The sequence below is a fragment of the Xanthobacter sp. SG618 genome (assembly GCF_012932745.1).
Classification (GTDB): Bacteria; Pseudomonadota; Alphaproteobacteria; order Rhizobiales; family Xanthobacteraceae; genus Xanthobacter; species Xanthobacter flavus.
This window is the reverse complement of the sequence record NZ_JABBHL010000004.1, coordinates 25456-51698: the sequence shown is the minus strand read 5'-3', so window position 1 is coordinate 51698 and position 26243 is coordinate 25456. Positions and strand designations below refer to the sequence as shown.

Genomic DNA, 26243 nt, shown 5'->3' with positions numbered 1-26243 from the left:
GGGCATGGAGAGGGCATGGCGAGGCTGCGGGATCTGCTGACCGCCATGTGGAGGCCATCGGCGCCGACGGGCGGCGATGCGGCCTCCCCTTCGGTGTCCGAGTCTCCGGCCTTGCCCCCGGCCGAGGCGGAACCGGTTGAGCCCATCCCTTTGCCCAGCTTCGCGCCCGGCCTCTGGGACAGCCCCCTGTCTCGCCTCGCCGCGCTTGGTCCAGCGCCATCGCTGCTGGTGGTGAAGCTCGATCACGCTGGGGATTTCGTCACCGCGCTGCCGGCGATCCGGCGGCTTCGCGAGGCATTTCCCGCCTCGCGCCTGACGCTGCTCTGCGCGCCCTTCATTCGCGACTTCGCCGCCGCGACCGGCCTCTTCGATGCGGTCCACGGCTTCGATTATTATCCGGCGCGGGGCCATCCGCCCGCTTCCGTGCCGGACGCGGCGCTGGCGGCGGTCGCGGCGCTTAATCTGCCGGCCGCCGACATCGCCATCGACCTGCGCCACGCCGACGATTCCCGCGCGCTGCTCGCCGCGCTGCCAGTGCGGTTTCGCGTCGGCTTCGCCGGGCTCGGCACCCGCCATGATCTCGACCTCGCTCTGCCGGAGATGGAGGCCTCGGCCCGCGCAAGCGGCCTGCTGGCGCCGCTGCCGGCGGGGGTGCGCCTCTCCGCCCTCGCTGAGGTGCTGGCCGGTGCCTTTCGGGCGGTCCAGGCCGATCCCGCGGCGCCCATCCCCCTCGGTGCCCCGCCGGCTCTGCCGGATTTTCCCGATGGCTATGTGGTGCTCGCCCCCGGCGCCCGCCTCGCCATCAAGCTCTGGCCCGTGGAACACTGGCGGGCGCTGGCGGAGCGGCTGCTGGACGCCGGCGGCCTCGGCCTCGTGCTCACCGGCACGGCGGAAGAAGAACCGCTCTGCGCCGCCATCGCTGCCGGACTGCCGGCGGATTGCGTGGTCAACTTGGCGGGCCGTCAGGATCTCGCCGGGCTCGCCGCTGTCATCGACGGGGCGCGAGCCGTGGTGGCGCTGGATTCCGCGCCCGCCCACATGGCTGCGGCCCTCGGCCGGCCGACCCTGTGCCTCTTCTCCGGCCTTGCCGATATCCAGAGCTGGGCACCGGCCGGCCCGCGCGTGGCGGTTCTGAGCGCCCATGCGAGCTGCGCGCCGTGCCTGCTGAGCGATCTGGCCGACTGTGCCCACGGCCATGGCTGCATGACGCGGCTGACGCCGGACCACGCGCTGGCGGGGCTCGCCGCCCTCGGCCTTGAGTTTGCCGGCGTTCCGCTGCACTAGAGCGCGCATGACGCGCCCCTTTGCGACCGTGGCGGAGGCCCCGCCCGATGAGGACGGCCCAAGGCCCGGTCCCGCCGACGTGACGGTCGTGTTCGTCACCTACAACAGCTCGGCCGTCATCGGCCGGGCGGTGGCGAGCGTTCCGGCCGAATGTCCGGTGGTGGTGGTGGACAATGCGAGCCCCGAGGGGACCGCCTGGACCGCGACGCTCGCCCGCCCCGCCGACATTGTCGCCATGCCGGTGAATGCCGGCTTCGGCACGGCCTGCAATGCGGGCGCCCGGCGGGCGGCGACGCCCTATGTGCTGTTCCTCAATCCCGACGCGGTACTGGGGCCGGACACCATCCCCCGCCTGCTGGCGGCGGCACGGCTCTATGGCGCGCCGTCCATTCTCATGCCGGCCATCGTGGGCGAGAACGGCCGGCTCATGCGCAAGGAAGGCTCCATCCTGGAGAAGGTGCCGCGCAGCGCGCGCCTCGCGCCGGAGGAGATTGCGGGGGATTATTGCACCCGCTTCGTCCACGGTGCCGCTTTCATGGTGTCCCGCGCCGCCTTCCTTGAGCTGGGCGGCTTCGACGAGGCCATATTCCTCTACCATGAGGACGACGACCTCTCGCTCCGCGCGCTGGCCCGCCGCATCCCCATCGTGGTGGTGACGGAAGCGCGGGTGACCCATGCGGGCGGGCGCTCCAGCACGCCCTCCTTCGGCCAGACCTTCCGCATCAATCGCGCCAAGATGCACTCGGAACTCTATGTGCGGGAGAAGTACGGCGCCGCCGGGGGGCGGGCCTCTCGGCTCGTCTGGCTGGGGGCCGGCTGCGCGCTGGCGCTGGCGCTGTTCGACCTCCACCGCGTCGCCATCCGGGCGGGAAAATTCGCCGGCTGCCTCGATGGAGTGCGCCGGAATGCCCCGCCGCACGTATAGATTTCCGACCTAGACGAAGGTCACCGGAAAGCCGCCGTAGCGCCTTCCTTTGTACGTTGCATACCAGCGAGCCCCTGTGTAAGGCTCGGTTTCCCGGTTCGTTCCGGTCGGAGTGGTCCGTGACTTTGCTGAAGACCCCGTTGCTCGATACCATCCGCGAACCCGCAGATGTGCGGCGGCTGCCCCAAGAGAAGCTGGCCCAGCTTGCGGCCGAGCTGCGCGCCGAGACCATCGATGCGGTTTCCGTCACCGGCGGGCATCTGGGCGCGGGCCTCGGCGTGGTCGAGCTGACGGTGGCATTGCACCACGTGTTCAACACCCCCCACGACCGGCTGATCTGGGACGTGGGCCACCAGTGCTATCCCCACAAGATTCTCACCGGGCGTCGCGAGCGCATCCGCACGCTGCGCACCGGCGGCGGCCTCTCCGGCTTCACCAACCGGGCCGAGAGCGAATACGACCCCTTCGGCGCCGGCCACTCCTCCACCTCCATCTCGGCCGGCCTCGGCATGGCCGTGGCGCGCGACCTTGGCGGTGGCGAGCGGAACGTGGTGGCGGTGATCGGCGACGGCGCCATGTCGGCGGGCATGGCCTATGAGGCCATGAACAATGCCGGCGCCATGGATTCGCGCCTCATCGTCATCCTCAACGACAACGACATGTCCATCGCCCCGCCCACGGGCGCCATGTCGGCCTATCTGGCGCGGCTCATCTCCGGCCAGACCTATCGTTCGCTGCGCGAGATCGGCAAGCAGATCGCCGGCCACCTGCCCAAGTTCGTGGAGCGCGGCGCCCAGCGGGCCGAGGAGTTCGCGCGCGGCTTCTGGACCGGCGGCACCCTCTTCGAGGAGCTGGGCTTCTATTATGTCGGCCCCATCGACGGGCACAATCTCGACCACCTGCTCCCCGTTCTGAAGAATGTGCGGGACGCCAAGACGGGGCCGATCCTCGTCCATGTGGTCACCCAGAAGGGCAAGGGCTACGGCCCGGCCGAGCAGAGCGCGGACAAGTACCACGGCGTCGTGAAGTTCGACGTGGTGACGGGCGCGCAGGTGAAGGCCAAGTCCAACGCCCCGTCCTACACCCGCGTGTTCGCCGAGAGCCTGATCTCCGAGGCGCGGCGCGATCCCAAGATCGTCGCGATCACCGCCGCCATGCCCTCGGGCACCGGGATCGACCTGTTCGGGCAGGCCTATCCCGACCGCACCTTCGACGTGGGCATCGCCGAGCAGCATGCGGTGACGTTCGCGGGCGGCCTCGCGGCGGAAGGGTTCAAGCCCTTCTGCGCGCTCTATTCCACCTTCCTCCAGCGGGCCTACGACCAGGTGATCCACGACGTGGCCCTGCAGGGCCTGCCCGTGCGCTTCATCGTGGACCGCGCCGGCCTCGTGGGGGCGGACGGGGCGACCCATGCGGGCGCCTATGACCTCGCCTATCTCGGCTGCCTGCCCGGCATGGTGCTGATGTCGCCCGCCGACGAGGCGGAGCTGATGCACATGATCGCCACCGCCGTGGCCTATGACGACGGCCCCTCCGCCGTGCGCTTCCCGCGCGGCGAGGGCGTGGGCGTGGAGCGGCCCGACCGGGCCGAGGCGCTGCCCATCGGCAAGGGCCGCATGGTGCGCGGCACCGGCGAAGGCGATGTCGCCATCCTCTCCCTCGGCACGCGCCTTGCCGCCGCGCTGGAGGCCGCCGAGCGGCTGGAGGCGGCGGGCTTTGCCGTGACGGTGGCCGACGCGCGCTTCGCCAAACCCATCGACCGCGATCTCGCACTGAAGCTGGCGTCCGGCCATTCGGCGCTGGTGACGGTGGAAGAGGGCTCCATCGGCGGCTTCGGCAGCCAGGTGCTGCAATTCCTCACCGATGAGGGCGTCCTGGATCGCGGCACCGTCAAGGTGCGATCCATGGTGCTGCCCGACATCTATATCGACCACGACACCCAGGCCCGCCAGATCGCCGAAGCCGGCCTCGACGCCAACGCCATCGTGGCGAAGGTGGAAGGCCTGCTGGGCAAGGCCAAGGCCGGGCGCGAGCTGTCGCGGGCGGGGTGAGGTTAGGGGGGGCTGCGCGGGGGGGGGGCTTGCCGACCACGTAACCCTTACCGCCGTCATGGCCGGGCTTGTCCCGGCCATCCACGTCGTGACGCTAGCATCAACGTCCGAATGCTGTTCCCGGCCTAACCACGTGGGTGCCCGGCACAAGGCCGGGTATGACAGGGGTGCGATGGTGGCACGGGCGGTTTGCGTACGGCTCGGAAACCGCCAAACCCCCGCCGCCCCACCCCTCAGCTCACCGCCGCCTGCCCGTCGCGGCGCGGGTCGCTTGCGGCGGCGTAGCCTTCCACCGCCGGATCGCCCATGCGCCAGATGAACTGGCCGGCGCCGAAATCCTGATAGGTGTCGTTGAGCACGGCCACCTCGTGGCCCAAAGCCGCGAGGCCGTCCAGCAGCTCCGGCGTGTTGCCCGGTTCGAGGTTGATGGACAGCCCCTCGTCGAAGCGCCAGCGCGGCGCGTCGCAGGCGGCCTGCGGGTTCTGGGCGAAGTCGAGCATCCGCACCAGCGTCTGCACATGGCCCTGCGGCTGCATGTTGCCGCCCATCACGCCGAAGCTCATCACCGGCTGGCCGTCCTTGGTGAGGAAGCCGGGAATGATGGTGTGGAAGGGCCGCTTGCGCGGCGCCACCACGTTGGCGCGCTCCGGGTTCAGGCTGAAGCCGAAGCCGCGGTTCTGCAGCGACACGCCCCATTCCGGCAGCACCACGCCGGAACCGAAGCCTTGATAGTTGCTCTGGATGAAGCTCACCATCATGCCCGAGGCGTCCGCCGCCGTGAGATAGATGGTGCCCCCGCGCACCGGATTGCCCGGCGCGAAGCGCTGCGCGCGGCGCGAGTCGATGAGGCGGGCGCGGCCGGCAAGATAGTCGGCATCCAGCATGTCCGCCGGGCTGATCTCCATGGCCCTGGGATCGGCCACGTAGCGATAGACATCGGCGAAGGCGAGCTTGATGGCCTCGATCTGGAGGTGCTGCGCCTCCACGCTATCGGCTGTAAGGCCCTGAAGGTCGAAATGGGAGAGGATGCCCAGCGCCATCAGGGCGGTGATGCCCTGCCCGTTGGGCGGGATCTCGTGGACCTGATAGCCGCGATAGTCCTGCGCGACGGGCGTCACCCATTCCGGGGCATAGGCGGCCATGTCGGCGGCGGTGAGGGCGCCGCCATTGGCCTTGGCGTTCGCCTCCAGCGCATCGGCGATCTCGCCGCGATAGAAGGCCTCGCCCTTCGTCTCGCCGATCAGCCGCAGCGCGCGGGCGGCGCCCGGCATGCGCACATGCTCGCCCACGAAGGGCGCCCGGCCCTTGGGCAGGAACACCTCCTTGAAGCCCGGCTGTGAGGTGAGCTGGGGCAGGGTCGCGGCCGCCGCCCATTTGTGCTGCACGTTGGTGGAGACCAGGAAACCGCGCTCGGCGATGGCGATGGCCGGCTCCATGAGGTCCGCGAAGGGCAGCTTGCCGAAGCGCTCCGAGAGCGCCACCCAGCTCGCCACGGCGCCCGGCACCGTCACCGCATCCCAGCCGCGCTGCGGCAGGGTCTTGGCGTCGGCACCGTACCTGGCGCGGAAGTAGTCGGGCGTCCAGGCGGCGGGCGCGCAGCCGGAGGCGTTGAGGCCGTGCAGGCCCTTGCCGTCCCACAGGATGCAGAAGGCGTCCGAGCCGAGCCCGTTGCTGCACGGCTCCACGATGGCCATCACGGCGGCGGCGGCGATGGCGGCGTCCACCGCATTGCCCCCGCGCGCGATCATGGAGAGGCCCGCCTGCGCCGCCCGGGGATGGGAGGTGGAGACCACATTGTTGCCGAACACGGGCAGGCGCCGCGAGGGATAGCCGGCGGACCAATCGAACGACGCAGTCATGGTGCGGTCCCGAAGAAGGAGGAACTCACGGCTGAGGGCCGAATACGGCATCGAGCCGCGCGATGTGGGGCGACAGATCGATGCCGTGCTCGGCGAGCCAGGCATCGTCATACAGGGTGGAGCGGTAGCGCGCCCCGGAATCGCACAAGAGGGTCACGATGGACCCGCCTTTCCCCTGCGCCGCCATCTCCTCGATGAGGTCCACGCAGGCGGAGATGTTGGTGCCGGTGGAGCCGCCGCAGGCGCGGCCGATCACGGCGCTGATCCGCCGCGCGGCGGCGATGCTCGCCGCATCGGAAATCACCGCCATGCGGTCCACCACCGAGGGGATGAAGGAGGGCTCCACCACCGTGCGGCCGATGCCCTCGATGACGCTCTTGCAGGCATCCACCTGCATCACCGAGCGGTCGGCATAGTGGCGGTGGAAGACGGAGGCCTCCGGGTCCGCCACGCACAGCCGCGTGGGGAACTTGCGATAGCGGATGAAGCGCCCGATGGTCGCCGCCGTGCCGCCCGTGCCGGCGCTGCACACCACCCAGTCGGGGATCGGATACGGCTCCCACGCCATCTGCGAGAAGATGCTCTCGGCGATGTTGTTGTTGCCGCGCCAGTCGGTGGCGCGCTCGGCAAACGTGAACTGGTCCATGTAATGGCCGTCCAGCTCCTCGGCGAGCCGGCGCGCCTCCTGCGAGGTGTTCCAGCCGTCGATGAGGTGCGGCTCGCCGCCCTCGAAGGCGATGGCCGCCACCTTCTCCGCCGAGGTCCGCCGGGGCATCACCGCGATGAAGCGCAGGCCCAGAAGCCGGGCGAAATAGGCTTCCGAAATGGCGGTGGAGCCGGACGAGGATTCGATGATCGTCGTGTCCGGCCCGATCCAGCCGTTGCACAGGGCATAGAGGAAGAGCGAGCGCGCCAGCCGGTGCTTGAGGCTGCCGGTGGGGTGGCTCGATTCGTCCTTCAGATAGAGCGTGATGCCCGGCACGCGCGGCAGCGGGATGCGGATGAGGTGGGTGTCCGCCGAGCGGTTGATGTCCGCCTCGATGCGCGCGATGGCCTCGGCCACCCACGCCTGGTCCGGGACGGCGCGGGGCGGGGAGATGACGTTCATGCCGGGGTCCCCACGGCGCTCAGTTCGGCCACCGCGCGCCGCTTCAGCGCGCTGCGGTCGATCTTGTTGGTGGAGGCGAGCGGCATCTGGTCGAGGAACCAGACCCGGCGCGGATGCTGGTAGGCGGGGGCGTTGGCGAGCATGAACTGCTTCAGGGCCTCCTCGCTGATGTCGGCGCCGGCGCGGCGCACCACGAAGGCCACGGGTTTCTCGCCCTTGATATCATCCGGCACCGGCACGACGCAGGATTGCTGCACCTGCGGGTGCTTGTCGAGCACCGCCTCCACCTCGCCGGGGAAGATGTTCTCGCCGCCGCAGACGAACATGTCGTCGGTGCGGCCGAGGAAATAATAGAAGCCGTCCGCGTCGCGGCGGAACACGTCGCCGGTGCGGTAGAAGCCATCCGCCGTGAGGGGCGAGCGCACGTCCGGGCGGTTGTGATAGCCGAGCATCACCGCCGGGCTCTTCATCTCCAGCTCGCCGGTCTCCGGCGCCTCCGGCCCCACGAGGCGCACGGCAACTTGCGGATGGGGATAGCCCACCGAGCCCATGGGCACGGGCCGCCCGTCCGGGTGCCCGGAGAATACGATCGGCCCGCCTTCCGTCGTGCCATAGGCATTGATGATGGCGGCGTTGGGCAGAAGCTGGCGGATCTGCTGGGCCAGCGAATCCGTCACCGGCGCCGAGCCCATGCGCAGCATGCGCACGCCGGAGAGGTCGGCCTGCGCCAGCGCCGCCTTCTCCCGGAGCATCATGGCGATCATGGGCGGCACGGCGGTGAGGAAGGTGCAGCCGTGGCTGGCGATGGCCTCGATATAGGGCACCGCGCGGAACTGGGGCAGCAGCACCGCCGTGCTGCCGGAGGCACAGGCGAGCAGCGCCAGCGCCAGCGCGTTCATGTGATAGAGCGGCGCGGCAATCAGCATGCGCTCGCGGGAGAGGTCGGTCTCGGTGCGGCGGGTGTCCGCCACCCAGCGGTGGGCGGCGTGGGAGAGCAGCACGCCCTTCGGTCGCCCGGTGGAGCCGGAGGTGTAGAGGCTGAGCGCAGGCTCGTCGGGCGCGGGCACCACCGGCTCGAACGGGCCGGGATCGAGGAGGCCGGCGAGCGTGCCCGGCCCGGTGCCGTCGAAGTCCACGAAGGCGATGCCCTCGGGCGGCGTGGCGGGCAGCAGGGCGCGGCGCTCTCCGTCATGGATCACGAGGCGGGCGCCGCAATCGGCGATCACGTCGGCGATGGTCGCGGCCGGGAACTTGAAATTCACCGGCACCGGCACGATGCCGGCGCGCATGGCCCCCATCACCACCGCCACATAGTCCGGGCGGTTGGCCGCGAGGATGGCGATGCGGTCGCCGCGCACGAGCCCCTGGCGGAGGAGGCCGCGGGCCACGGCGTCGGCGAGGGCGTCGAAAGCGGCGCGGGTGAGCACGGTGGTGCCGCCGTCGAAATCGAGGCCGATGAGCAGCGGGTGGTCCGGCGCATGGGTGCGGCAGACGAAATCCCCGAGGTTCGCGGGCAAGCTCATCGGCTGCTCCTGCAGGTCAGGTTCAAATCAAAGGCGGGCAGGCTGAGCACGCCCGCGTCAGTGCCGAGCACCTGCCATCCGGCATCGCTCCGCCCCCGGGCACGCGCCGCGATATCGTCCAGGCTGGAGAAGCGGAGCGTCGCGGTGCGGAAGCCCGCTGTCTCGCCCGGCACCACCAGCACGTCGGCATCGTCCAGCGGGATGCGCCAGCCGTCCGCCACGGGCGTCGCCGTGCTCTCGAAGGCGGTGGCGAGGCGGCGCGCCTCTTCTTCCGGTTCGGGCGAGGAGACGGTGAAGCTGTCGATGGCAAGGAAGCCGTTGGGATGGGCCATCCATTCCGGCCGCCAGACCAGTTCCGGCGTCAGGTGCTCGCAGAAATAGACGCGGCCGGCGGGGAAGGTCTCCGGCGGGAAACGCACGGTGCGGAAGCGGGCGTCGTGCTCCACCCCGTCCACCTCCACCGGCCGCGAGAAGGCCACCGGCCCCGCCGGGGCGAAGCCCGCGGCCGCGAGGCGGTCGCGGGTGGCGTCGGCGTCGAAGGTGCGCAGCACCAGGCCGTTGAGGCCGAACGGGCTGTCCAGCACCTCCTGGCGCTGGCGGCCGGTGTCCGGCACCCCCACCAGCTCCAGATAGGCGCCGGGCGTCATCATCAGGTGGTTGATGGACCCGAGCGAATGGTGCCCCCGCGGCGTGAGCGTGAAGCCCAGCGCCGCAAAGAGGTCCGCGGCCGCGTCCATGGACTTGAGGGTGTTGATCACCACATGGTCGAGCGCGGCCACGGGTTTCCTCCTCAGGCCTTGGGCGGGATCATGTAGACCCCGCGCCCGGAGGCGAGCAGCTTGCCGTCCTCGTCCAGGATCTGCGCCTCGGAAACGCAGAGCTGGCCGCCGAACTTGATGACCTTGCCCACGCAGATAAGGTCGTGCTGCATGGCCGCGCGGTGGTAGTCCACCCGCAGGTCCACGGTGGGCACGCCGCGGCCGGTCTTGGACACCAGCGCCCAGTCGGCGGTGAGGTCCACCAAAGTGGCGAGGATGCCGCCATGGGCATAGCCCCGGTCGGCGTTCACCACCCATTCCGGCCGCCACTTGGCGCGCAGGCGGATGGTGCCCTCGCCCACGTCCTCGACGGTGAGGCCGAGCCACTGGTGGAAGGGGCCCTTCAGCAGGAGGGCTTCGACCTGTTCCTTGGTCAGGGGAGCGTCAGACATGGCAGCCTCTCAGGGGGTGACGACGATCTTGCCCATGACCTCGCGGTCGCGGATCATGCGCAGGCCCTCGGCGGCCTCTTCAAGCGGCAGGACCTTGTCCACCACCGGCTTCAGCTCGCCCTTCTGGATCATGTCCATGAGGGCGGAGAGGTTCTCGTGGTAGAAGCTGTTGGAGCCGATGACCTTCAGCTCGAAGCTCCAGATGTAGCGAAGATCTTCCTTGGGATCGTGGCCGGCGGTGGCGCCGCACACGAGGATGGTGCCGCCGCGCTTCACGCAGCGCAGCGAGGGCACCCAGGTGTCGCCGCCGGTGAAATTCACCACCACGTCCACGCCGCCCTCATAGGTGCGGCGCTGGGGCTTGCCGTACTTCTCGACCGCCCACTTGGAGAAGTCCGTGGTGCGGTAGTTGACGACGTGGTCGGCGCCCAGCTCCTTCAGGCGGGCCATCTTGTCGTCTGAGCCGGCGCAGGCGATCACCTCGCAGCCCATCTGCTTGGCGAGCATCACGCAGCCCGTGCCCACGCCGCCCGAGGCGCCGAGGATGAGCACCTTGTCGCCCGCCTTCACCGTGTTGTGGGTGACGAGCATGCGGTGCGCGGTGCCGTAGGCCACCGGCAGGGAGGCGGCTTCCACGAAGCTCACGCCATCGGGCATCTTGATGAGCTGGCCGGCGGTGACGGCGCAGTATTCCGCCATGCCGCCGTCCATCATCTCGCCCATCAGCCCCACCTTGGGGTTGAGGGGGTTCACCAGCACCCGGTCGCCCACCGACCAGCCGGTGACGCCCTCGCCCAGCTCCACGATCTCGCCGGCCATGTCGAGGCCGATGATGACGGGCAGCGGCACCTTGATGCCGGGCATGCCCTTCACCGTGAACACGTCGTGATAGTTGAAGGACGACGCGCCGACGCGGATCACCACCTCGCCCGGCTTGGGGCTGGGGACGGGATAGTCGTTGACGACCACGAGATCGCTCACGTCGCCATGTTGCTTCAGCAGCAGGGCCTTCATCGTTTTTGTCATTTCTCTTCTCTCTGCTTGGAACGTTTCTTGGGGACGTCGTGGCGGCTTTTGCGCCAGGGCGACTACTTGACGGCCTTGGATGCTTCATAGGGAGAAGGATTCAGGGCCGCGTCGGGCAGGTCGCCCTTTACTGCGCCGACGCTCTTGAAGACTTCGAACTCGGCCTTCATCGAGGCGATGTCGGCGGGCTCCATGGAGACGGTGTAGATGCCGTCCCACAGGGCGGCGTAGGCCTTGGCGTCGTCCTCGGGGATGTTGCCGGCGGCCATGAGGGCCTTGGCGACGGCGGCCTTGTCCGCCTTGCCGGCCTCGAAGGCGTTGCGCATGCCGGCGATGACCTTTGCGGCGGCCTCGGGGTTCGCCTTCATCCACTCGTTGCGCATGAGGCCGACGCCGAGCACGGGCGCGGCCGGCTTGCCGGTGATCTTCGCCCACTCGGCGCGGAAGGTGGACAGCTTGCGCAGCTTCACGTCCGGCAGGAGCGCGATGGTGACGGTGCGCAAGGCGGCGGCATCGATGTTCTTCTGCACCAGGAACTGCGCGAGGCGCGGATCGGCGCCGGGCACGGCCTCGAAATCTCCGGCAGTCATGCCGTAATTCTTGATGAGGATGGCCGAGCTGATGGCCGCGGTGGCGCTGCCGGACGGCGACATGCCGATCTTGTTGCCCTTCAGCTCCTCCATCTTGGTGATGGGGGAATCCGCCATCACCACGAAGTCGAGGTCGGCCACCTGGGTGGCGAGCACGATGCTCATGGGCAGGCCGTCGGCGGCCACCGAGAAGGCGCTGCCGGCGCTCGCGCCGATGGCGAAGTCGATGGCGCTGGCCGCCATGGCCTTGGTGGGCGCGTTCACATCCGGAAACTTCACGAACTCGGCTTCGAGCCCCTGCTTTTCCATGAACTTGCCGGCTTCCAGAAAGGAGCCGAAGCCGAGGCTGACGCCGGAGCTCCAGTATCCGATCCGCACTTTCGCGGCCTCAGCGGGAAGAGATGACAGGCCGATTGCGACTGCCGCGGCCAGTAGAGCAAGACGCTTCATATCGAATCCCCGTAATGGAAGGTTGTAATGTTTCTTGTCTTTATGGATGTCAGGCCGGGCGCGGCTTGCGCCAGGCGAAGAGATGGGTCTCGAGGGGCTTCAGCAGCACCGCCTCGATGAAGATCATCAGGATGACGAGGGTGAGGGTCCAGGCGAACACCTGGTCCGTCTGCACGAGGTCTGCCGCCTGCCGCAGCCGATAGCCGATGCCGCTCGACGCGCCGAGCGCTTCCGCCACGATGGAGACGCGGGCTCCGAAGCCGAAGGCGAGGCGCGCGCCGGCGAAGAACTGGGGCAGGATGGTGGGCAGGTAGATCTTCAGAAGAACCTGCAGCCGCGACATGCGGAATGTCTGCGCCAGCTCGATGAAATCGCGGTTCACCGTGCTCGTGCCCTGCCAGACATTGGTGAGGATGAGCGGCATCGCGGTCATGAACACCACGAAGATGGTCGACCAGTTGGACAGGCCGAACCAGATGAGCGCGAAGATCGCCCAGATGGACGAGGACACCGTGTTGATGACCACCAGCAAGGGCTGGAAGAAGTCGCCCAGCGTGCGGCTCGCCCCGAGCAGGAGGCCGAGCACCACGCCCACCACGGTGGCGAAGATGAACCCCATGGCGATGCGGTAGAAGGTGATGCCGAAATCGGCCCAGAAGCCTGGCGTGATGACGAGCTGCGTCCACACCCCGAACACCCGGCGCGGGCTCGGCAGGATGAAGGCCGGCGCCCCGAGAGAGCCGATCCCCCAGATGCCGATCACGACGATGAGGAGCAGCAGCCTGAGGCCGATGAGGCGCAGCCGGCGGTCCTGGGTCATCTGGAGGGGAGAGCGCTTCATCTGGCTCGGCTTCTGAGAAGGAGGACGGACGCGGCGGAATGGGGCAGGGCCTTGGGGCGTGGGGCTTTGGGCCTGCTGGGGCTTTAAGCTCACAGGCTGAGGCGCAGCAGGCGCACCTCCTCGGCGACCTCGGGCGAGAGCGGATTGCGGGGGTAGGGCAGATCGATCTCGCGGGTTTCCTTCACCCGACCGGGCCGCGGCATCAGCACCACGATCTTGTTGGCGAGGACCACCGCCTCCTCCACGTCGTGGGTGACGAACAGCACCGACATCTGCCGGAGGGCGGCGATGCGCAGCACCTCGTCGTGCATCTGCGTGCGGATGGAGGGATCGAGCTTGGAGAAGGGCTCGTCCATGAGCAGGATCGAGGGCTCGGTGACGAGGCTGCGCCCCAGCGCGGCGCGCGAGCGCATGCCGCCGGAGAGCTCGTGGGGGAAGGAGTCGGCGAACTTTTCGAGCCCTACCAGCTCCAGCACCTGCATCACCCGATCGCGCCGTTCCGCGCGCGGCATGCCGGCGGCCTCGAGGCCGAGGGCGATGTTCTGCGCGGTGGTGCGCCAGGGGAACAGCCGGTCCTCCTGGAACATGTAGGTCATGCTGCGCCAGTCCTTGAAGGCGCTGGATTTCTGGCCATTCAGATAGACCGTGCCCTGATCCGGCGGGATGAGGCCGGCGACGATGTTGAGCAGGGTGCTCTTGCCGCAGCCCGAGGCGCCGACGAGGGCGACGATGGAGCGCTCCGGCACGTCGAGATCGATGTTGCGCAGCACTTCGAGCTGCTCGCCATCGCGGCGCATGAAGCTCTTGCCGACGCTTTCCAGCTGAACGACGCTCACCGCTCCCTCCCGCTCAGGCTGGAGAGCGGGGAAACCGGCACCACCGCGGCGGAATCCCGGAGCGAGGCGATGACCTTCTCCATGGTCATCTCGCGGAACGTCTCCACATGCCGCCGCGCCACCTCGGCGGCGGCCGCCGCGTCGCCGGCCGACAGATATTCGATGAGCAGCACGTGATCGTTGGCGATGTTGGGCCGCACGCCCTGCACGCCAAAACCGAGCGCCACGAGGCGCGTCATCTCGTCGAGGAGGCCGGAGAGCGAGCGGCACAGGCGCTGGTTTCCGGCGGCCTCGGCGATGGCCATGTGGAAGCTGCGGTTGGCTTCGAGGAAGAAGTCGATCTGGTTGCCCACGTCGGTGGGCAGCTTCACCCGGCAGGCCTGTTCGAGGCGCTCCAGATGGGCCCGGTTGACCCGCCCGGCGGCGCCGCGCGCGGCCAGCGGCTCTAGCACGAGGCGGAGCGCGAAGACCTCTTCCACATCCTTCACGGTGATGGGCGTCACGCGGTAGCCGTGGCGCGGCATGGAGGCGACGAAGCCGTCCTGGATGAGCCGCTGGAGGGCGATGCGGCAGCTGGCCTTGCCGATCTCCAGCCGTTCCATCAGCTCGGCCTCGGTGAAGCGCGTGCCGGGCAGGATGCGGCAGGAGACGATCTCGCGCCGGAGCAGGTCGTAGGCCTGCCGGCCCTTCAGGGTCGCGCTCGGAATTTCGAGGACATGCCCCGCTTCCGACCCCCGGTCGCTGTCGCGCTCCTCGGTCACGCTCATCACCTCTCGGCTGACTGGTGAGAAGCCTACAGAAGGCACCCGGTGGGGAGAAGGCTAAATAGATAGCACGCTATGAAAAAATTTATCGATGCAAATCAATTGGGTAATACGTGGCTGTCGCAAAAGCGGGCGGTTTTGGTGGGAGGCTCACAAGGCACTGCCCAAGAATGGTCCAGTCGCGGTGCCGGCGTGCGACTCCGGAGGGGGCGGGAGAGCGGGGCCTTGGAAATCCGGCGCCTCTCCCTCTAAAACCGAAAGGGGGACGCGGCCCGCAGGGGCTGCGGAAGATGGTGCGCGGTGCTCGACGCCCGCCCGGATGGGTCTGCAATCGAGCGGAGGGGTGAGGATGGCGGCCAAAGGCAAGCATCAGGCGCAGGAGACGCAGGCGCCGGAGGGCTTCGAGGTCGCCCCGCAGCACCGGATGACGCTCGGCTATCTCATCAGCCTGCTGGCGCGGCTGCTCGCCCAATCCCTGAAGGTGCGAAACGGGCCGGATGGAATCCTCCCCGGCCAGTATCCCATCGCCGTGGAACTGCTCGCCCAGGACGGCATGAGCCAGCGCGATCTGTGCGAGGTGGTGCGCATCGAGCAGGCCACCATGGCCAATACCCTGAAGCGCATGGAGCGCGACGGGCTGATCACCCGCCGCCAGAGCGCGGAAGACGGCCGGCTCGCTACCATCCATCTCACCGAGGAGGGCGCCCGCCTCGCCCGCGATGCCGTCCGCAACGCCGCCGAGGTGAACAGCGCGGCGCTGGAGGGGCTGGATTTGGCGGCGCAGATGGCCCTGCGGGACATGCTGATCGATCTCACGGAGCGGCTTGAGGCGGATATCAAGCGGCGCGGGTGATCGTCTGCCCAATATTCAGGCATGACGATTATATAGACTTACATATCAAGCTATGTATTATGTCTTCCGTGGTCGCTGGTCTCCGGCCGACCCCGCATGGCGGGCGGAGACCGCGTTTCACCAATGTGAAAACCGACATCGCTCGGGTCGACGGGTACTCCAAAGCGGGTGCCTTCGGCACGACGGGGCATCCTTTGGTGCCTGAGCCTCGCGGCGCGGTCATCCGTGCCACGGCAGCCTATTGAGTGTTGATCCCGCAGCGCCTGACCGGTCCCAAAGCATCGGTCAAGATGCGCGCCCGCAATTGGTGCGCGTTTGCAAGGTTTTCCGTCTCATGACCGATGCGACAACTGCAAGGCGTCCAGATTTCCTCAGTCAAAACCTGACCATCACGCGCGGGTCGTTTCGCTGCGGGCTTGGAGCCTGCGCGGCGCCGTCGAAGTGATCGGGGGCTCGGCGGCAGGCCGGGCCTTTCTTATGGCGCGTCCACGGCACGTGGCGCGTGTGGAGCGTGACAGATGCGGCACGATACCGAGACGTTTCGCGAGTTTCTGGGCCGGCTTCGCGATCAGGGCGAGTTGATCGACCTCCATCAGCCGATCGACATCCGCCACATCGCGACGCTCGTGGACCAGTCCGACAAGGCTTTGTACTTCCACAACGTCATCGGCTACGACGTGCCCGTCGTCTCCGGCATCATCCGCTCGCAGAAGCGGGCCATCATGTCGCTCGGCTGCACCGCCTATCCCGAAATCGAGATGAAGCTGAGGGCGGCCATCGACCGGCCGGTCAACCCCAACATCGTCAACACCTCTCCCACGCAGGAAGTGGTGATGGAGGGCGACGCGGTCGACCTCTACAAACTGCCCATCCCCATGAGTTCCATCTATGACGGCGGCCCGATGATCACCGCCGGCGTGGTGATCGCGCGCGATCCGGAGTTCGGGCTCAACGCGGGCATCTACCGCTTCATCGTCAAGGAAAAGAACCTCACCGGCATCGATATCGTCACGCCCAACAACATGCGCCTGTTCGCGCAGCGGGCGTATGAGGCGGGCCGGCCGTGTCCCATCTCCATCTCCATCGGCACCCACCCCTACGAGATCATGGGCTCGGGCTTCCGCGCGCCCCTCGGCGTGGATGAGATGGCCATCTCCGGCGGCCTGCGCGGCGGCCCGGTGGACCTTGCGCCCTGCCGCACCATCGACGTGCCCTACATCGCCGACGCCGAGATCGTGCTGGAGGCGGAGATCCTGCCCCACGGCTGGATCTATCCGGAAGGCCGCTTCGGCGAGTTCACCCGCCTCATGGGCGGGCTGCACTGGAACCCCATCGTGCGCATCAAGTCCGTCTCCATGCGCAAGGATGCCGTCTATTACGCGCTCCACATGCCGTGGGAGAACACCTGGCTCGCCGCCCCCACCCGCTACGCAGCCATCCGGCAGGCGCTGAAGACCGCCGGCGTGCAGGTGAAGGACATCAACGTCACCCTCGGCGGCTGCGCCTTCTGGCATGCCGTGATCTCCATCAAGAAGCAGCCGGGGGAGGGCAAGAACGCCCTGCTCGCCGCCCTCTCGGTGATGGACCTCAAGCACGTGGTGGTGGTGGACGACGACATCGACGTCTTCAATCCCATGGACGTGGAATGGGCCATCGCCACGCGCGTGCAGGGTGACAAGGACATCATGATCGTCACCGGCGCGCGCGGAAAGCCGCTCGATCCGAGCCTGCCGCCGACGCCGCCCGGCGTGGTGCCCACCACCGCGAAGGTGGGCATCGATGCCACCATCTCCGAGGGCATTCCGAAGGAGCGCTACGAGCGCATCGCCTATGCCTATGCCGACACGGCAAAGATCGGTGACTACGTATCCGGCAAGGCCGACCAGCCCGGCGCCCCGGCGAGCGAGGAAGATGTCGCGGCGCTGGCCGAGAAGATCGCGCAGATGATCGGCGAGGCGCCGCGCTATTACACGGATATCGCGGAAGCGTTCAGCGACTACAACTTCGCCGTGATCGCCCGCGCGCTCGGCCATCTGCACGCCACCGAACGCCTGTGGCAGGACCCGAAGGGCGCCATGTGCCTGCGCGGCTCGCCGTTCGCCGCCAAGCCGCCGGGTGCCTGAGGCGCCCGCGGGCCGCCATGGCCAATCCATAGGCAATTCAAGTCGGCCAGTCCTGAAGACGTAACAAAGAAGAACACATCGCCCGGAAAACAGAATCGGCGAGAGCGCCTGAGGTTGGTGAAGCATTCTTCCACTCTTCAAGAGGGTGAACACATGCGTCGCAGGTTCCAGTCTCTTCTTTTCGCCGCGGCGCTTCTGCCGCTGGCCGGCCTGTCGTCCGTGGCCGCCAAGGCCGAGGACCTGCTCAAGATCGGCGTCGCCCAGCTCTCGGCCGGCGGCCTGCCCATCCTCGTCGCGGATCAGAAGGGCTTCTTCGCCGCCGAGGGCCTCAAATACGAGCGGCTGGACTTCAAGGGCGGCGGGCCGGTGGCGCAGGCGCTCGCCTCCGGCAGCATCGATCTGTGCATCTGCGCCGCCGACCATGCGGTCCATCTGCAGGATCGCGGCCTCGGCGGAAAGGTGCTGGTGGCGCTGGCCGAGCAGCACAGCTACGCGCTGATCGGCAAGGCGGATTCCACCGCCAGGAGCATCGCCGACCTCAAGGGCGAGAAGATCGGCATCACCACGGCCGGCAGCCTCACCGACACCACCGTGCGCTATGCCATCCGCAAGGCGGGCTTCGACCCGGACAAGGACTTCGTCCTGCTCTCGGTGGGCCGCGCGGGCGCGCAGAAAGCCGCGCTTCAGGCCGGCGCCATCGCCGGCGGCATGTTCTCGACGCCGGATATCCAGATCGTCATGGCCGAGAAGGGCGCCTACCGGATCATCGAGGATTTCCGCAAGCTGCCCTATCCGGCGCAGGACCTCATCGCCACCGATACGTGGCTGAAGGCGTACCCGGAAGACGCGCGCAAGGTGGCGCGGGCCGTGGTGAAGGCGCTGCGCCTCATCCAGCAGGACAAGACGGTGCTCTACCCGGCCATCAAGGCCCTGTTTCCCGAGATGAAGGACGACGCCATGGTCGCCCAGCTCGCCGATGACCTGGCCTCCGGCTATCTCTCCAAGGATGGCGTCATGTCGCCCGAGAGCTTCAACTTCCTCATGTCCATGATGACGATCGCCGAGCCGAAGCTGAAGCCGGTGCCCTACGCCGACATCGTGGCCCTCTCCTATCTGCCCAAATGAGGCGCCGCATGAGCGACAGCATCACCACGCGCGGGCCGGCCTTCGCCCGGCCGGGACGGCGGAGCTTCTCCTTCGGGATCGGCACGACGGGGCTGCGGCAGATCGGCCTCATCGCCGTCCTGCTCGGCCTGTGGGAGCTTGCCTCCCACACCCTGTTCAACCCGTTCTGGAGCAGCCGGCCGAGCCTGATCGCGGCGCGGCTGTGGGAGCTCGCCCTCAGCGGCGAATTGTGGCTGCACACCAGCACCACGCTGCAGGAGGCGGGGGCCGGGCTCGTCCTCGCGGCGCTGGTCGGCATTCCGCTCGGCATCGTGCTGGCCCGCGCGCCGGAGGTCGCCCGCACCCTCGATCCCGTCATCATGGGGCTCTACGGCCTGCCGCGCGTGGCGCTGGCGCCCTTGTTCATCCTGTGGTTCGGCATCGGCCTGTTCTCGAAGATCATGATGGCCTTCACCATGGTGGTGTTCATCTTCCTGATGAACGTCATGGAGGGCATCCGCACCATCGATCCCGACCATCTGGACCTCATGCGGTCCATGCGCGCCGGGCGCCTCTATCTGGTGCGCCGGGTGCTGCTGCCGGCGGTGACGCCGTGGATCCTCGCCTCGTTCCGCATCGGCATCGGCCTCGCCCTCATCGGCGCGGTGGTGGGCGAGCTGATCGGCGCCAATCGCGGTCTCGGCTGGTACGTGGAAAGCCGCGGCGGCCAGCTCGACACCACCGGCGTCTTCACCGGCCTCATCGTGCTGATGGTGCTGGCCATGCTGGCCAATCAGCTTGTCGGCTTCGTCGAGCGGAGGATGATCACATGGCGCTGACCGACCTGGCGCTGACCAATTTGGCGCTGACCGCCGAAACGCCGAGGCCCCGTGCCGCGCTGAAAGATCTCTCCATCTCCTTCCCCCGGCCGGACATGCCGCCGCTGGAGGTGGTCTCCGGCATCTCGCTCGATGTGGCGGAGGGCGAGTTCGTCGCCGTGGTGGGGCCGTCGGGCTCGGGCAAATCCACCATCCTGCGCGCCATCTGCGGCCTGCTGAAGCCGTCCGGCGGCCAGGTGCTGGTGGACGGCAAGGCGGTGGCCGCGCCGCCGCCCAAGGTCGGCTTCATGTTCCAGAAGGACGCGCTGCTGCCCTGGCGGACGGTGGCCGAGAACATCCGCGTCGGCGCCGAGCTGGGCGGTACGCCCGCTGGCGAACAGGCGGCGCAGGTGGCGCGGCTCATCAAGCTGCTGCGGCTCGAAGGCTTCGAGAATGCGTGGCCGAAGCAGCTTTCGGGCGGCATGCGCCAGCGCGTGTCGCTGGGGCGCCTGCTCGCCTATCGCCCCTCTTTGATGCTGATGGACGAGCCCTTCGGCGCGCTCGACTACCAGACCAAGATCGCCATGGGCCTCGAACTGCTGAGGGTGTGGGAAGCGGAGCGCCGCTCCATCATCTTCGTCACCCACGACATCGAGGAGGCGGTGGCGCTGGCCGATCGCGTGGTGGTGTTCAGCGCCCGCCCGGCCCGCATCCTTGCCGAATACAAGGTCCACCTGCCGCGCCCCCGGCACATGCGCGCCATGCGCAGCGACCCGGCCTTCACGGAACTGACCGAAGCGATCTGGTCGGATCTGGCGCTGCCGGATTGAGGCCATGAAACAGGAAGCCATGAAACGTCTCGTGGTCGCCATCACCGGCGCATCGGGCGCCATTTACGGCATCCGCGCGCTCCAGCTTCTGCGGGAGCGGGGCGGGGTCGAGACCCATCTCGTCCTCTCCGCCTCCGGAGCGCGCACCGTCATCGCCGAGACCGACTTCACGCCGGACGCGGTGCGCGCGCTCGCCCACCACGTCCACAATCCGAAGGATATTGGGGCGTCCGTGTCGTCGGGATCGTTCGTGACGGAGGGCATGCTGGTCGCGCCCTGCTCCATCAAGACGCTGAGCGGCATCGCCCATTGCTACAATGACGAGCTGGTGGTGCGGGCCGCCGACGTGTGCCTGAAGGAGCGGCGCCGCGTGGTGCTGCTGCTGCGGGAAACCCCGCTCCATGCCGGCCATGTGGAGCTGATGGCGCAGGCCACCCGCAACGGCGCCATCCTCATGCCGCCGGTGCCGGCCTTCTACCACCGGCCGACCTCCATCCTGGAGATCGTGGACCAGACCGTCGCCCGCGCCCTCGATCTGTTCGGCCTCGATCTGCCGACGACCAAGCGGTGGAATGGGAAGGGCGTGGATTAAGGGGGGGGGAGGGCAGAGCCTGCCGATGGCTCACCCCAGCGTCGCCACCGCCTCCACATTCCTCCGGTGCACCGCCTCATAGGGCTCGAAATACGCGATCGCCCCCGTCGCGAAGGCCTGCGCCGCGAACGCGCGCAGGTCGAGCCCCGCCAGCGCCGGCTCGGCCTTCACCCGCAGCAGCTTCTCCACATAGAGCCGCGTCGCGTCGATGAGCGCAGGCCCGTAGCCGCCGGCGGCGATCACGTCCGGGGCGCCGTGGCAGGGCAGGATGCGGGTGGCGCCCAGTGCCGCCAGACGCTCCAGCCCGACAAGATGAGCGGCGAGGCGGTCTGGCTCGTCCACATAGGTGATGGGGTCTTCCAGCGTGTCGCCGGCCAGAAGGATGCCGCCGGGCAGCAGCGCGACGGTGCCGTCGCGGCTGTGGATGTCCACATGGACCAGATCGACGGGCAGGGCGCCGACCGTCAGCGACAGGCGGTCCTCGAACAGAAGGTTGGGCAGGACGAGAGGATTGATGGGCGGGTCCGCCGCCTCCAGCCGGGCGCAATTGGCGCGGAGCAAGGCGTCGGTCTCGCGATTGGCGATGATCTCGCAATCGGCGAAGGCTGCGTTGCCGGCCACATGGTCGTCATGCCAGTGGCTCAGCACCACGCGGATGCGCCGGGCGCCCTTCTCCACCAGCGTGCGGCGGATGAAGCGGGCGTGGGCGAGGGTGATGAGGGTGTCGTAGAGGAGGGCGTCGTCGCCATCGATCACCGCATAGGAGGCGATGCCGAGGGCGAAGGCGCCGTCGTCCAGCCAGTTCTCCTGCGGCCCGTGCAGCCGCACGCCGGGAATGCGCCCGTCATAGAAGGCGAGCACGCCCGGTGCCGGCTCCAGCACGCGCAGGGTGGAGCCGGGCGCGATGGCCTCAGCCCCGCTCGCGTCTCCGTTCACTCCGCCGCTTCGAGATTGTGCCCCAGCCGGTGGGAGAGGGTGCCGAGCAGTTCCTTGGCGGCGTCGGCGATGACGGTGCCGGGCGGGAATATGGCTTCGGCGCCGAAGGCCTTCAGCGCCTCATAGTCCTGCGGGGGCACCACGCCGCCCACCACCACCATGATGTCGCCGCGCCCTTCCGCCTCCAGCGCCGCCTTCAGGGCCGGAACGAGGGTGAGATGGCCGGCGGCCAGGGACGAGATGCCGACGACGTGCACGTCGTTCTCCACCGCCTGCCGGGCGGCTTCCTCGGGGGTGGCGAAGAGGGGGCCGATGTCCACGTCGAAGCCGAGATCGGCGAAGGCGGAGGCGATGACCTTCTGGCCGCGGTCGTGGCCGTCCTGGCCCACCTTGGCGACGAGAATGCGCGGGCGGCGGCCTTCGGCGTGCTCGAAGGCCTCCACCAGCTTCTGCACCTTGCCCACCTTGTCCGTCATGGCGGAAGCCTCGCGCTTGTAGACGCCGGAGATGGCGCGGATTTCGGCGCGGTGACGGCCGAACACCTTCTCCAGCGCGTCGGAAATCTCGCCCACGGTGGCCTTGGCCCGCGCCGCCTCGATGGCCAGCGCCAGCAGGTTGCCGTTGCCGGCGGCGCCGTTGGTCAGCGCTTCCAGCTTCGCGGCCACCTCGGCGGGGTTCCGCTCGGCCTTGAGGCGGTTCAGCTTCTCGATCTGCGCGGCGCGGACCGTGGCGTTCTCCACCTTGAGGACGTCGATGAGACGGTCCTTCTGCGGCTTGAACTTGTTGACGCCCACCACGGTCTGGGCGCCGCCGTCGATGCGGGCCTGGGTGGTGGCGGCCGCCTCCTCGATGCGCAGCTTGGGGATGCCGGCCTCGATGGCCTTGGCCATGCCGCCCAGCGCCTCGACTTCCTGGATGTGCGCCCACGCCTTGGCGGCGAGATCGGCGGTGAGCTTCTCCACGAAATAGGAGCCGCCCCACAAATCGATCTGCCGGGTGGTGCCGCTCTCCTGCTGGAGCAGGATCTGGGTGTTACGGGCGATGCGGGCGCTGAAGTCCGTCGGCAGCGCCAGCGCCTCGTCGAGCGCGTTGGTGTGCAGCGACTGGGTCTGGCCCTGGGTGGCCGCCATGGCCTCGATGGCCGTGCGCATCACGTTGTTGAACACGTCCTGCGCGGTGAGCGACCAGCCGGACGTCTGGGAGTGGGTGCGCAGGGGCAGGGACTTGGGGTTCTTGGCCCCGAGGTCGGTCATCAGGCGCGTCCACAGGAGGCGGGCGGCGCGCAGCTTGGCCACCTCCATGTAGAAGTTCATGCCGATGGCCCAGAAGAAGGACAGGCGCGGCGCGAACACGTCGATGGGCAGGCCGGCGGCGGCACCGGCGCGGCCGTATTCGACGCCGTCCGCCAGCGTATAGGCCAGCTCCAGATCCTGCGTCGCCCCGGCTTCCTGCATGTGGTAGCCGGAAATGGAGATGGAGTTGAAGCGCGGCATCTCCTTCGAGGTGAAGGCGAAGATGTCCGAGATGATGCGCATGGAGGGGGCGGGCGGATAGATATAGGTGTTCCGCACCATGAATTCTTTGAGAATGTCGTTCTGGATGGTGCCCGAAAGCTTGGAGGCCGCCACCCCCTGTTCTTCCGCCGCCACCACATAGAGCGCCAGGATCGGCAGCACAGCGCCGTTCATGGTCATGGACACGCTCATCTGGTCCAGCGGGATGCCGGAGAACAGGGTACGCATGTCGTAGATGCTGTCGATGGCGACGCCCGCCATGCCCACGTCGCCGGCGACGCGGGGGTGGTCCGAGTCATAGCCGCGATGGGTGGCGAGGTCGAAGGCCACCGAGAGGCCCTTCTGGCCGGCGGCGAGGTTGCGCCGGTAGAAGGCGTTGGAATCCTCCGCCGTGGAGAAGCCCGCATACTGGCGGATCGTCCAGGGCTGGGTGGCATACATGGGCGCATAGGGCCCGCGCAGGAAGGGCGCGATGCCGGGATAGGTATCGATGTAGCCGAGGCCCTCGATGTCCGCCGGGCCGTAGAGCGGCTTCACCGGAATGCCCTCGGGCGTCGTCCAGGCCTCCGCGGCGGCGGAGGGGACGGCGGGGGCGGCGGCGCGCCAGTCGATCTCGGCGAAATTGGGGATCCGGCTCATGGCATCCATCCTAGCTCAAATGGACTCGGGTCGCGACGGCGCGGGCCGGAGCGGCGACGGGGTCCGGGATTTCATTTCGTCCAGAATGTCCTGCATTTCGCACAGCGCCAGATGCAGCCGGATGCGCGGCATGCGGGACACCACGTCCGCCAGCGATGTGTTGGCGGCAAAGGCTGAGAGCAGGATTTCGAGTTCGGACGCACTGCTCTGCCGCACCATGGCCGAGAACAGATAGGCGCGCGGGTGCCGCACCGGGCCGCGCCAGCGTGGCGAGGTGCGGATAGGCCCCCCATCGCGTTCCAGCTCTTCCACGTCGGCCCAGATGGCGTCGCAGCGCTTTGCTAGCTCGGCGTCGCTGAGCCGAGCCAGATCGAATCTGAGATTCAAGGCCAGTGTCATTGCGTCCCTGCCCTAAGGGGATGAATGCCAATGGCCTCATTGTATGCCCGCCGCAACCTGAGCGCGAGCCAGAGTCTCCAGCGCATCGCAGCCGGCGAAGATGAAATCGGTTACGCCGACGCCCGCGAGTGTCGCCTGAAGCTCGGCTGCGGGCTTGCCGGCGAGCCAGACGGCGGTGGCGCCGGCGGCCTTCAGCGCCTCGGCCGCCGCCGCGCCCTCGGCGCCGTAAACCTCATCGGAGGAGACGAGGCAGGCGAAGGGCGTGCCGGACGCCTTGAAGGCGGCGACAAGCGCGTCGAGGTCGGCGAAGCCGTCCGGCACCGGGGCGGCAATGCCGCCGGCCTCGAAGAAGTTCTTGGCGAAGGTGGCACGGGCGGTGAAGGCGGCCACCGGGCCGAGGGTCGCGAGGAAGGCCACCGGCGCCTTGGGCGCGGCCTCGGCGGCATCGCGCAGGGCCTCGAAGGCCTCGGCGATGCGATAGGGGGCGAGCGCGCCGTCCGCCACCGGGGCGGGGGTGGGCGAGAGGGGCGCCAGCACCTCCGGCACCTCCTGCACCAGGATGGGGAATTCGGACGTGCCGGTGATGGGGGCCTTGCGGGTGGCGACGTCGGCGTCGCGCTTGGCCTTCACCTCGGCGATCTCGGCCTTGAACCAGCGGTCCTCCAGCACGTCGGCCATGCCGCCGCGCTTCTCGATGGTGCGGAAGAGGTCCCACGCCTTGGCCGCGAGACCGTCCGTGTGCGCCTCCATGGCGCCGGCACCGGCGGCGGGGTCGGCGACGCGGTGGACGTTGCTCTCCTCCAGCAGCATCACCTGGGTGTTGCGGGAGAGGCGGCGGGCGAAGGCATCGGGCAGGCCCAGCGCCTGGGTGAAGGGCAGCACCGTGACGCTGTCCGCCCCGCCGACGCCGGCGGCGAAGGCAGCGACCGTGTTGCGCAGCAGGTTCACATAAGGATCGCGGCGGGTGAGGGAGCGCCACGCGGTGGTGCCGTGCAGCTTCAGAGGCTTTTCCGGCAGGCCGCACTCGCGCAGCACGGCGGCCCAGAGCAGGCGGATGGCGCGGAACTTGGCGATGGTGGCGGTCTGGTTCACGTCTGCGACGAGGGCGGCCTCGATGCGGCCGGCGGCCTCCTCCAGCGCGATGCCGGCTTCGGCATAGGCCTTCAGATAAGCGACCATGGTGGCGAGCACCGCCGCCAGCTCCTGCGCATCCGAGGCGCCGGCCGCGTGATAGATGCCGCCATCGGCGCGGGCGAAGGGGCCCGCAAAGCCGCGGGCGGCGAGGATGGCCGAGGTCTCGGCGAAGCGCTTGGCCAGCAGCGGCCACGCCATGGGCAGGGTGCCGTGGGCGGCGAAGTCGCTCAGGGGGTCGAGGCCGAAGGAGACGGAGACACCCTCCGGCTTGAAGCCGCGCGCCTCCACGAGATCGGCGAAGGCGAGGGCATCCTCGCGGCCCTGGAAGGCGCCGCTCTCGATACGCACGTCGATGAGGTCGAGCAGCACGTCCTTCAGCACGACGGCGAGGTCCGCGCCCTCTGGCAGGCCGAAGCCGTGGGCGGAGGGGGAGGCAGCGAAGACGAGCGCGAGGCCCGAGGCGCCGCCGTCGAGGTCTTCCAGCGCCTGCGCATTGGCCTCGGCAGCGTCGGTCTGGTCCACCCGCATGGAGATGACCCAGGGCGCGCCGGCCGGCCGGCCGGCCACGATGGGCGCATCCGCCTTGCGCTCCGGCAGGGCATCGAGCGCCAGACCCTCATAGGTGCGCGTCACCAGCCGCTTGTCATAGGGCGCGCCCTTCAGCACGCCTTCCACCAGCTTCAGCCAGTCCGCGCGGGTGACGGGAGCGATGTCGGTTGCGAAGGGGAGGGCGGTGGCGTCGGTCATGTCAGGACCTCGGGAGGGAAGGGGAGGCGCCAGTGGGGCGTGTCGCCGGACAAACAATTCGGAGAGCGCAGTCATCATCGTTTGCGC

23 protein-coding genes are annotated in these 26243 nt (G+C 68.7%); 9 read left to right on the top strand and 14 right to left on the bottom strand.

Annotated features, from left to right (window positions below):
• Nucleotides 1–15 precede the first annotated feature (15 nt).
• The 3 genes from FHT36_RS12255 (at nt 16) to dxs (ending at nt 4260) form a co-directional block, all read left to right on the top strand.
• Nucleotides 16–1284: a glycosyltransferase family 9 protein gene (locus tag FHT36_RS12255; protein WP_169122799.1), complete on the top strand. Its 1269-nt coding sequence runs from the start codon at nt 16–18 to the stop codon at nt 1282–1284.
• 7 nt (nt 1285–1291) lie between these two features.
• Nucleotides 1292–2209: a glycosyltransferase family 2 protein gene (locus FHT36_RS12250; protein WP_169122798.1), complete on the top strand. Its 918-nt coding sequence runs from the start codon at nt 1292–1294 to the stop codon at nt 2207–2209.
• Nucleotides 2210–2328: 119 nt separating this feature from the next.
• Entirely contained in the window at nt 2329–4260 is a 1932-nt protein-coding gene (dxs, locus tag FHT36_RS12245; protein WP_169122797.1) for a 1-deoxy-D-xylulose-5-phosphate synthase, read from the top strand.
• A 233-nt stretch (nt 4261–4493) separates the two neighbouring features.
• On the opposite strand, the gene FHT36_RS12240 is transcribed toward dxs, so the two are convergent.
• The 10 genes from FHT36_RS12240 to FHT36_RS12195 all read right to left on the bottom strand — a co-directional run bounded on the left by FHT36_RS12240 (nt 4494) and on the right by FHT36_RS12195 (nt 14470).
• On the bottom strand, nt 4494–6119 hold the full coding sequence (locus FHT36_RS12240; protein WP_169122796.1) for a gamma-glutamyltransferase family protein: 1626 nt from the start codon (nt 6117–6119) through the stop codon (nt 4494–4496).
• 25 nt (nt 6120–6144) lie between these two features.
• A complete protein-coding gene (locus FHT36_RS12235) occupies nt 6145–7227 on the bottom strand; it encodes a PLP-dependent cysteine synthase family protein (protein WP_169122795.1) in 1083 nt (360 codons plus the stop codon).
• Entirely contained in the window at nt 7224–8750 is a 1527-nt protein-coding gene (locus tag FHT36_RS12230) for a class I adenylate-forming enzyme family protein (protein ID WP_169122794.1), read from the bottom strand. Before FHT36_RS12230 ends, FHT36_RS12235 begins: the two co-directional genes overlap by 4 nt.
• Complete coding sequence (locus FHT36_RS12225; protein WP_348644441.1) at nt 8747–9529, bottom strand: VOC family protein; 783 nt, start codon at nt 9527–9529, stop codon at nt 8747–8749. Before FHT36_RS12225 ends, FHT36_RS12230 begins: the two co-directional genes overlap by 4 nt.
• Before the next feature lie 11 nt (nt 9530–9540).
• Nucleotides 9541–9960, bottom strand: coding sequence for a PaaI family thioesterase (locus FHT36_RS12220; protein ID WP_169122793.1), 420 nt, complete (start codon nt 9958–9960; stop codon nt 9541–9543).
• 9 nt (nt 9961–9969) lie between these two features.
• The gene (locus FHT36_RS12215) at nt 9970–10986 is read right to left on the bottom strand and encodes a zinc-binding dehydrogenase (protein WP_169122792.1); all 1017 of its coding nucleotides are present in this window, start codon (nt 10984–10986) and stop codon (nt 9970–9972) included.
• Nucleotides 10987–11048: 62 nt separating this feature from the next.
• Nucleotides 11049–12026, bottom strand: a complete 978-nt coding sequence (locus FHT36_RS12210; protein WP_169122791.1) for an ABC transporter substrate-binding protein — start codon at nt 12024–12026, stop codon at nt 11049–11051.
• Nucleotides 12027–12075: 49 nt separating this feature from the next.
• Nucleotides 12076–12867, bottom strand: a complete 792-nt coding sequence (locus FHT36_RS12205) for an ABC transporter permease (protein ID WP_210257729.1) — start codon at nt 12865–12867, stop codon at nt 12076–12078.
• An 89-nt stretch (nt 12868–12956) separates the two neighbouring features.
• Nucleotides 12957–13703: an ABC transporter ATP-binding protein gene (locus FHT36_RS12200; RefSeq protein WP_169122790.1), complete on the bottom strand. Its 747-nt coding sequence runs from the start codon at nt 13701–13703 to the stop codon at nt 12957–12959.
• Nucleotides 13700–14470 (bottom strand): GntR family transcriptional regulator, encoded by a 771-nt coding sequence (locus FHT36_RS12195; protein WP_169122789.1) that lies wholly within the window; start codon nt 14468–14470, stop codon nt 13700–13702. Before FHT36_RS12195 ends, FHT36_RS12200 begins: the two co-directional genes overlap by 4 nt.
• A gap of 346 nt (nt 14471–14816) precedes the next feature.
• Between FHT36_RS12195 and FHT36_RS12190 the strand changes: the two genes are divergently transcribed.
• The 6 genes from FHT36_RS12190 to FHT36_RS12165 all read left to right on the top strand — a co-directional run bounded on the left by FHT36_RS12190 (nt 14817) and on the right by FHT36_RS12165 (nt 20787).
• Nucleotides 14817–15320, top strand: coding sequence for a MarR family winged helix-turn-helix transcriptional regulator (locus FHT36_RS12190; protein WP_169122788.1), 504 nt, complete (start codon nt 14817–14819; stop codon nt 15318–15320).
• Between the two features lie 518 nt (nt 15321–15838).
• Entirely contained in the window at nt 15839–17443 is a 1605-nt protein-coding gene (locus FHT36_RS12185) for a UbiD family decarboxylase (RefSeq protein WP_169122787.1), read from the top strand.
• Nucleotides 17444–17596: 153 nt separating this feature from the next.
• Nucleotides 17597–18568 carry an ABC transporter substrate-binding protein gene (locus FHT36_RS12180; RefSeq protein ID WP_169122786.1) on the top strand — a complete coding sequence of 324 codons (972 nt, stop codon included), beginning with the start codon at nt 17597–17599 and terminating at the stop codon, nt 18566–18568.
• An 8-nt stretch (nt 18569–18576) separates the two neighbouring features.
• On the top strand, nt 18577–19386 hold the full coding sequence (locus FHT36_RS12175) for an ABC transporter permease (protein WP_210257728.1): 810 nt from the start codon (nt 18577–18579) through the stop codon (nt 19384–19386).
• Nucleotides 19377–20195 carry an ABC transporter ATP-binding protein gene (locus FHT36_RS12170; RefSeq protein WP_169122785.1) on the top strand — a complete coding sequence of 273 codons (819 nt, stop codon included), beginning with the start codon at nt 19377–19379 and terminating at the stop codon, nt 20193–20195. The genes FHT36_RS12175 and FHT36_RS12170 overlap by 10 nt, the downstream gene beginning before the upstream one ends.
• A gap of 19 nt (nt 20196–20214) precedes the next feature.
• Nucleotides 20215–20787 carry a UbiX family flavin prenyltransferase gene (locus tag FHT36_RS12165; protein ID WP_169123189.1) on the top strand — a complete coding sequence of 191 codons (573 nt, stop codon included), beginning with the start codon at nt 20215–20217 and terminating at the stop codon, nt 20785–20787.
• Nucleotides 20788–20817: 30 nt separating this feature from the next.
• On the opposite strand, the gene FHT36_RS12160 is transcribed toward FHT36_RS12165, so the two are convergent.
• The 4 genes from FHT36_RS12160 to FHT36_RS12145 are packed head-to-tail and all read right to left on the bottom strand — an operon-like array spanning nt 20818 to nt 26156.
• Entirely contained in the window at nt 20818–21723 is a 906-nt protein-coding gene (locus tag FHT36_RS12160; RefSeq protein ID WP_169122784.1) for an MBL fold metallo-hydrolase, read from the bottom strand.
• Nucleotides 21720–23876 carry a methylmalonyl-CoA mutase gene (gene scpA / locus FHT36_RS12155; protein WP_169122783.1) on the bottom strand — a complete coding sequence of 719 codons (2157 nt, stop codon included), beginning with the start codon at nt 23874–23876 and terminating at the stop codon, nt 21720–21722. The genes FHT36_RS12160 and scpA overlap by 4 nt, the downstream gene beginning before the upstream one ends.
• A gap of 15 nt (nt 23877–23891) precedes the next feature.
• Nucleotides 23892–24275: a hypothetical protein gene (locus tag FHT36_RS12150; protein ID WP_169122782.1), complete on the bottom strand. Its 384-nt coding sequence runs from the start codon at nt 24273–24275 to the stop codon at nt 23892–23894.
• Nucleotides 24276–24311: 36 nt separating this feature from the next.
• Nucleotides 24312–26156, bottom strand: a complete 1845-nt coding sequence (locus FHT36_RS12145; protein ID WP_169122781.1) for a methylmalonyl-CoA mutase subunit beta — start codon at nt 26154–26156, stop codon at nt 24312–24314.
• Nucleotides 26157–26243: the final 87 nt, after the last annotated feature.

Excerpts from the sequence above, each read along its gene's own strand:
- FHT36_RS12240 (WP_169122796.1), bottom strand. The coding sequence starts at position 6,119 with ATGACTGCGTCGTTCGATTGGTCCGCCGGCTATCCCTCGCGGCGCCTG.
- FHT36_RS12230 (WP_169122794.1), bottom strand. The coding sequence starts at position 8,750 with ATGAGCTTGCCCGCGAACCTCGGGGATTTCGTCTGCCGCACCCATGCG.
- FHT36_RS12195 (WP_169122789.1), bottom strand. The coding sequence starts at position 14,470 with ATGAGCGTGACCGAGGAGCGCGACAGCGACCGGGGGTCGGAAGCGGGG.
- scpA (WP_169122783.1), bottom strand. The coding sequence starts at position 23,876 with ATGAGCCGGATCCCCAATTTCGCCGAGATCGACTGGCGCGCCGCCGCC.
- FHT36_RS12250 (WP_169122798.1), top strand. The coding sequence starts at position 1,292 with ATGACGCGCCCCTTTGCGACCGTGGCGGAGGCCCCGCCCGATGAGGAC.
- FHT36_RS12190 (WP_169122788.1), top strand. The coding sequence starts at position 14,817 with ATGGCGGCCAAAGGCAAGCATCAGGCGCAGGAGACGCAGGCGCCGGAG.
- FHT36_RS12170 (WP_169122785.1), top strand. The coding sequence starts at position 19,377 with ATGGCGCTGACCGACCTGGCGCTGACCAATTTGGCGCTGACCGCCGAA.
- FHT36_RS12220 (WP_169122793.1), bottom strand. The coding sequence starts at position 9,960 with ATGTCTGACGCTCCCCTGACCAAGGAACAGGTCGAAGCCCTCCTGCTG.
- FHT36_RS12235 (WP_169122795.1), bottom strand. The coding sequence starts at position 7,227 with ATGAACGTCATCTCCCCGCCCCGCGCCGTCCCGGACCAGGCGTGGGTG.
- FHT36_RS12185 (WP_169122787.1), top strand. The coding sequence starts at position 15,839 with ATGCGGCACGATACCGAGACGTTTCGCGAGTTTCTGGGCCGGCTTCGC.
- FHT36_RS12210 (WP_169122791.1), bottom strand. The coding sequence starts at position 12,026 with ATGAAGCGTCTTGCTCTACTGGCCGCGGCAGTCGCAATCGGCCTGTCA.
- FHT36_RS12175 (WP_210257728.1), top strand. The coding sequence starts at position 18,577 with ATGAGCGACAGCATCACCACGCGCGGGCCGGCCTTCGCCCGGCCGGGA.
- FHT36_RS12165 (WP_169123189.1), top strand. The coding sequence starts at position 20,215 with ATGAAACGTCTCGTGGTCGCCATCACCGGCGCATCGGGCGCCATTTAC.
- FHT36_RS12205 (WP_210257729.1), bottom strand. The coding sequence starts at position 12,867 with ATGAAGCGCTCTCCCCTCCAGATGACCCAGGACCGCCGGCTGCGCCTC.
- FHT36_RS12255 (WP_169122799.1), top strand. The coding sequence starts at position 16 with ATGGCGAGGCTGCGGGATCTGCTGACCGCCATGTGGAGGCCATCGGCG.
- FHT36_RS12150 (WP_169122782.1), bottom strand. The coding sequence starts at position 24,275 with ATGACACTGGCCTTGAATCTCAGATTCGATCTGGCTCGGCTCAGCGAC.
- FHT36_RS12180 (WP_169122786.1), top strand. The coding sequence starts at position 17,597 with ATGCGTCGCAGGTTCCAGTCTCTTCTTTTCGCCGCGGCGCTTCTGCCG.
- FHT36_RS12145 (WP_169122781.1), bottom strand. The coding sequence starts at position 26,156 with ATGACCGACGCCACCGCCCTCCCCTTCGCAACCGACATCGCTCCCGTC.
- FHT36_RS12215 (WP_169122792.1), bottom strand. The coding sequence starts at position 10,986 with ATGACAAAAACGATGAAGGCCCTGCTGCTGAAGCAACATGGCGACGTG.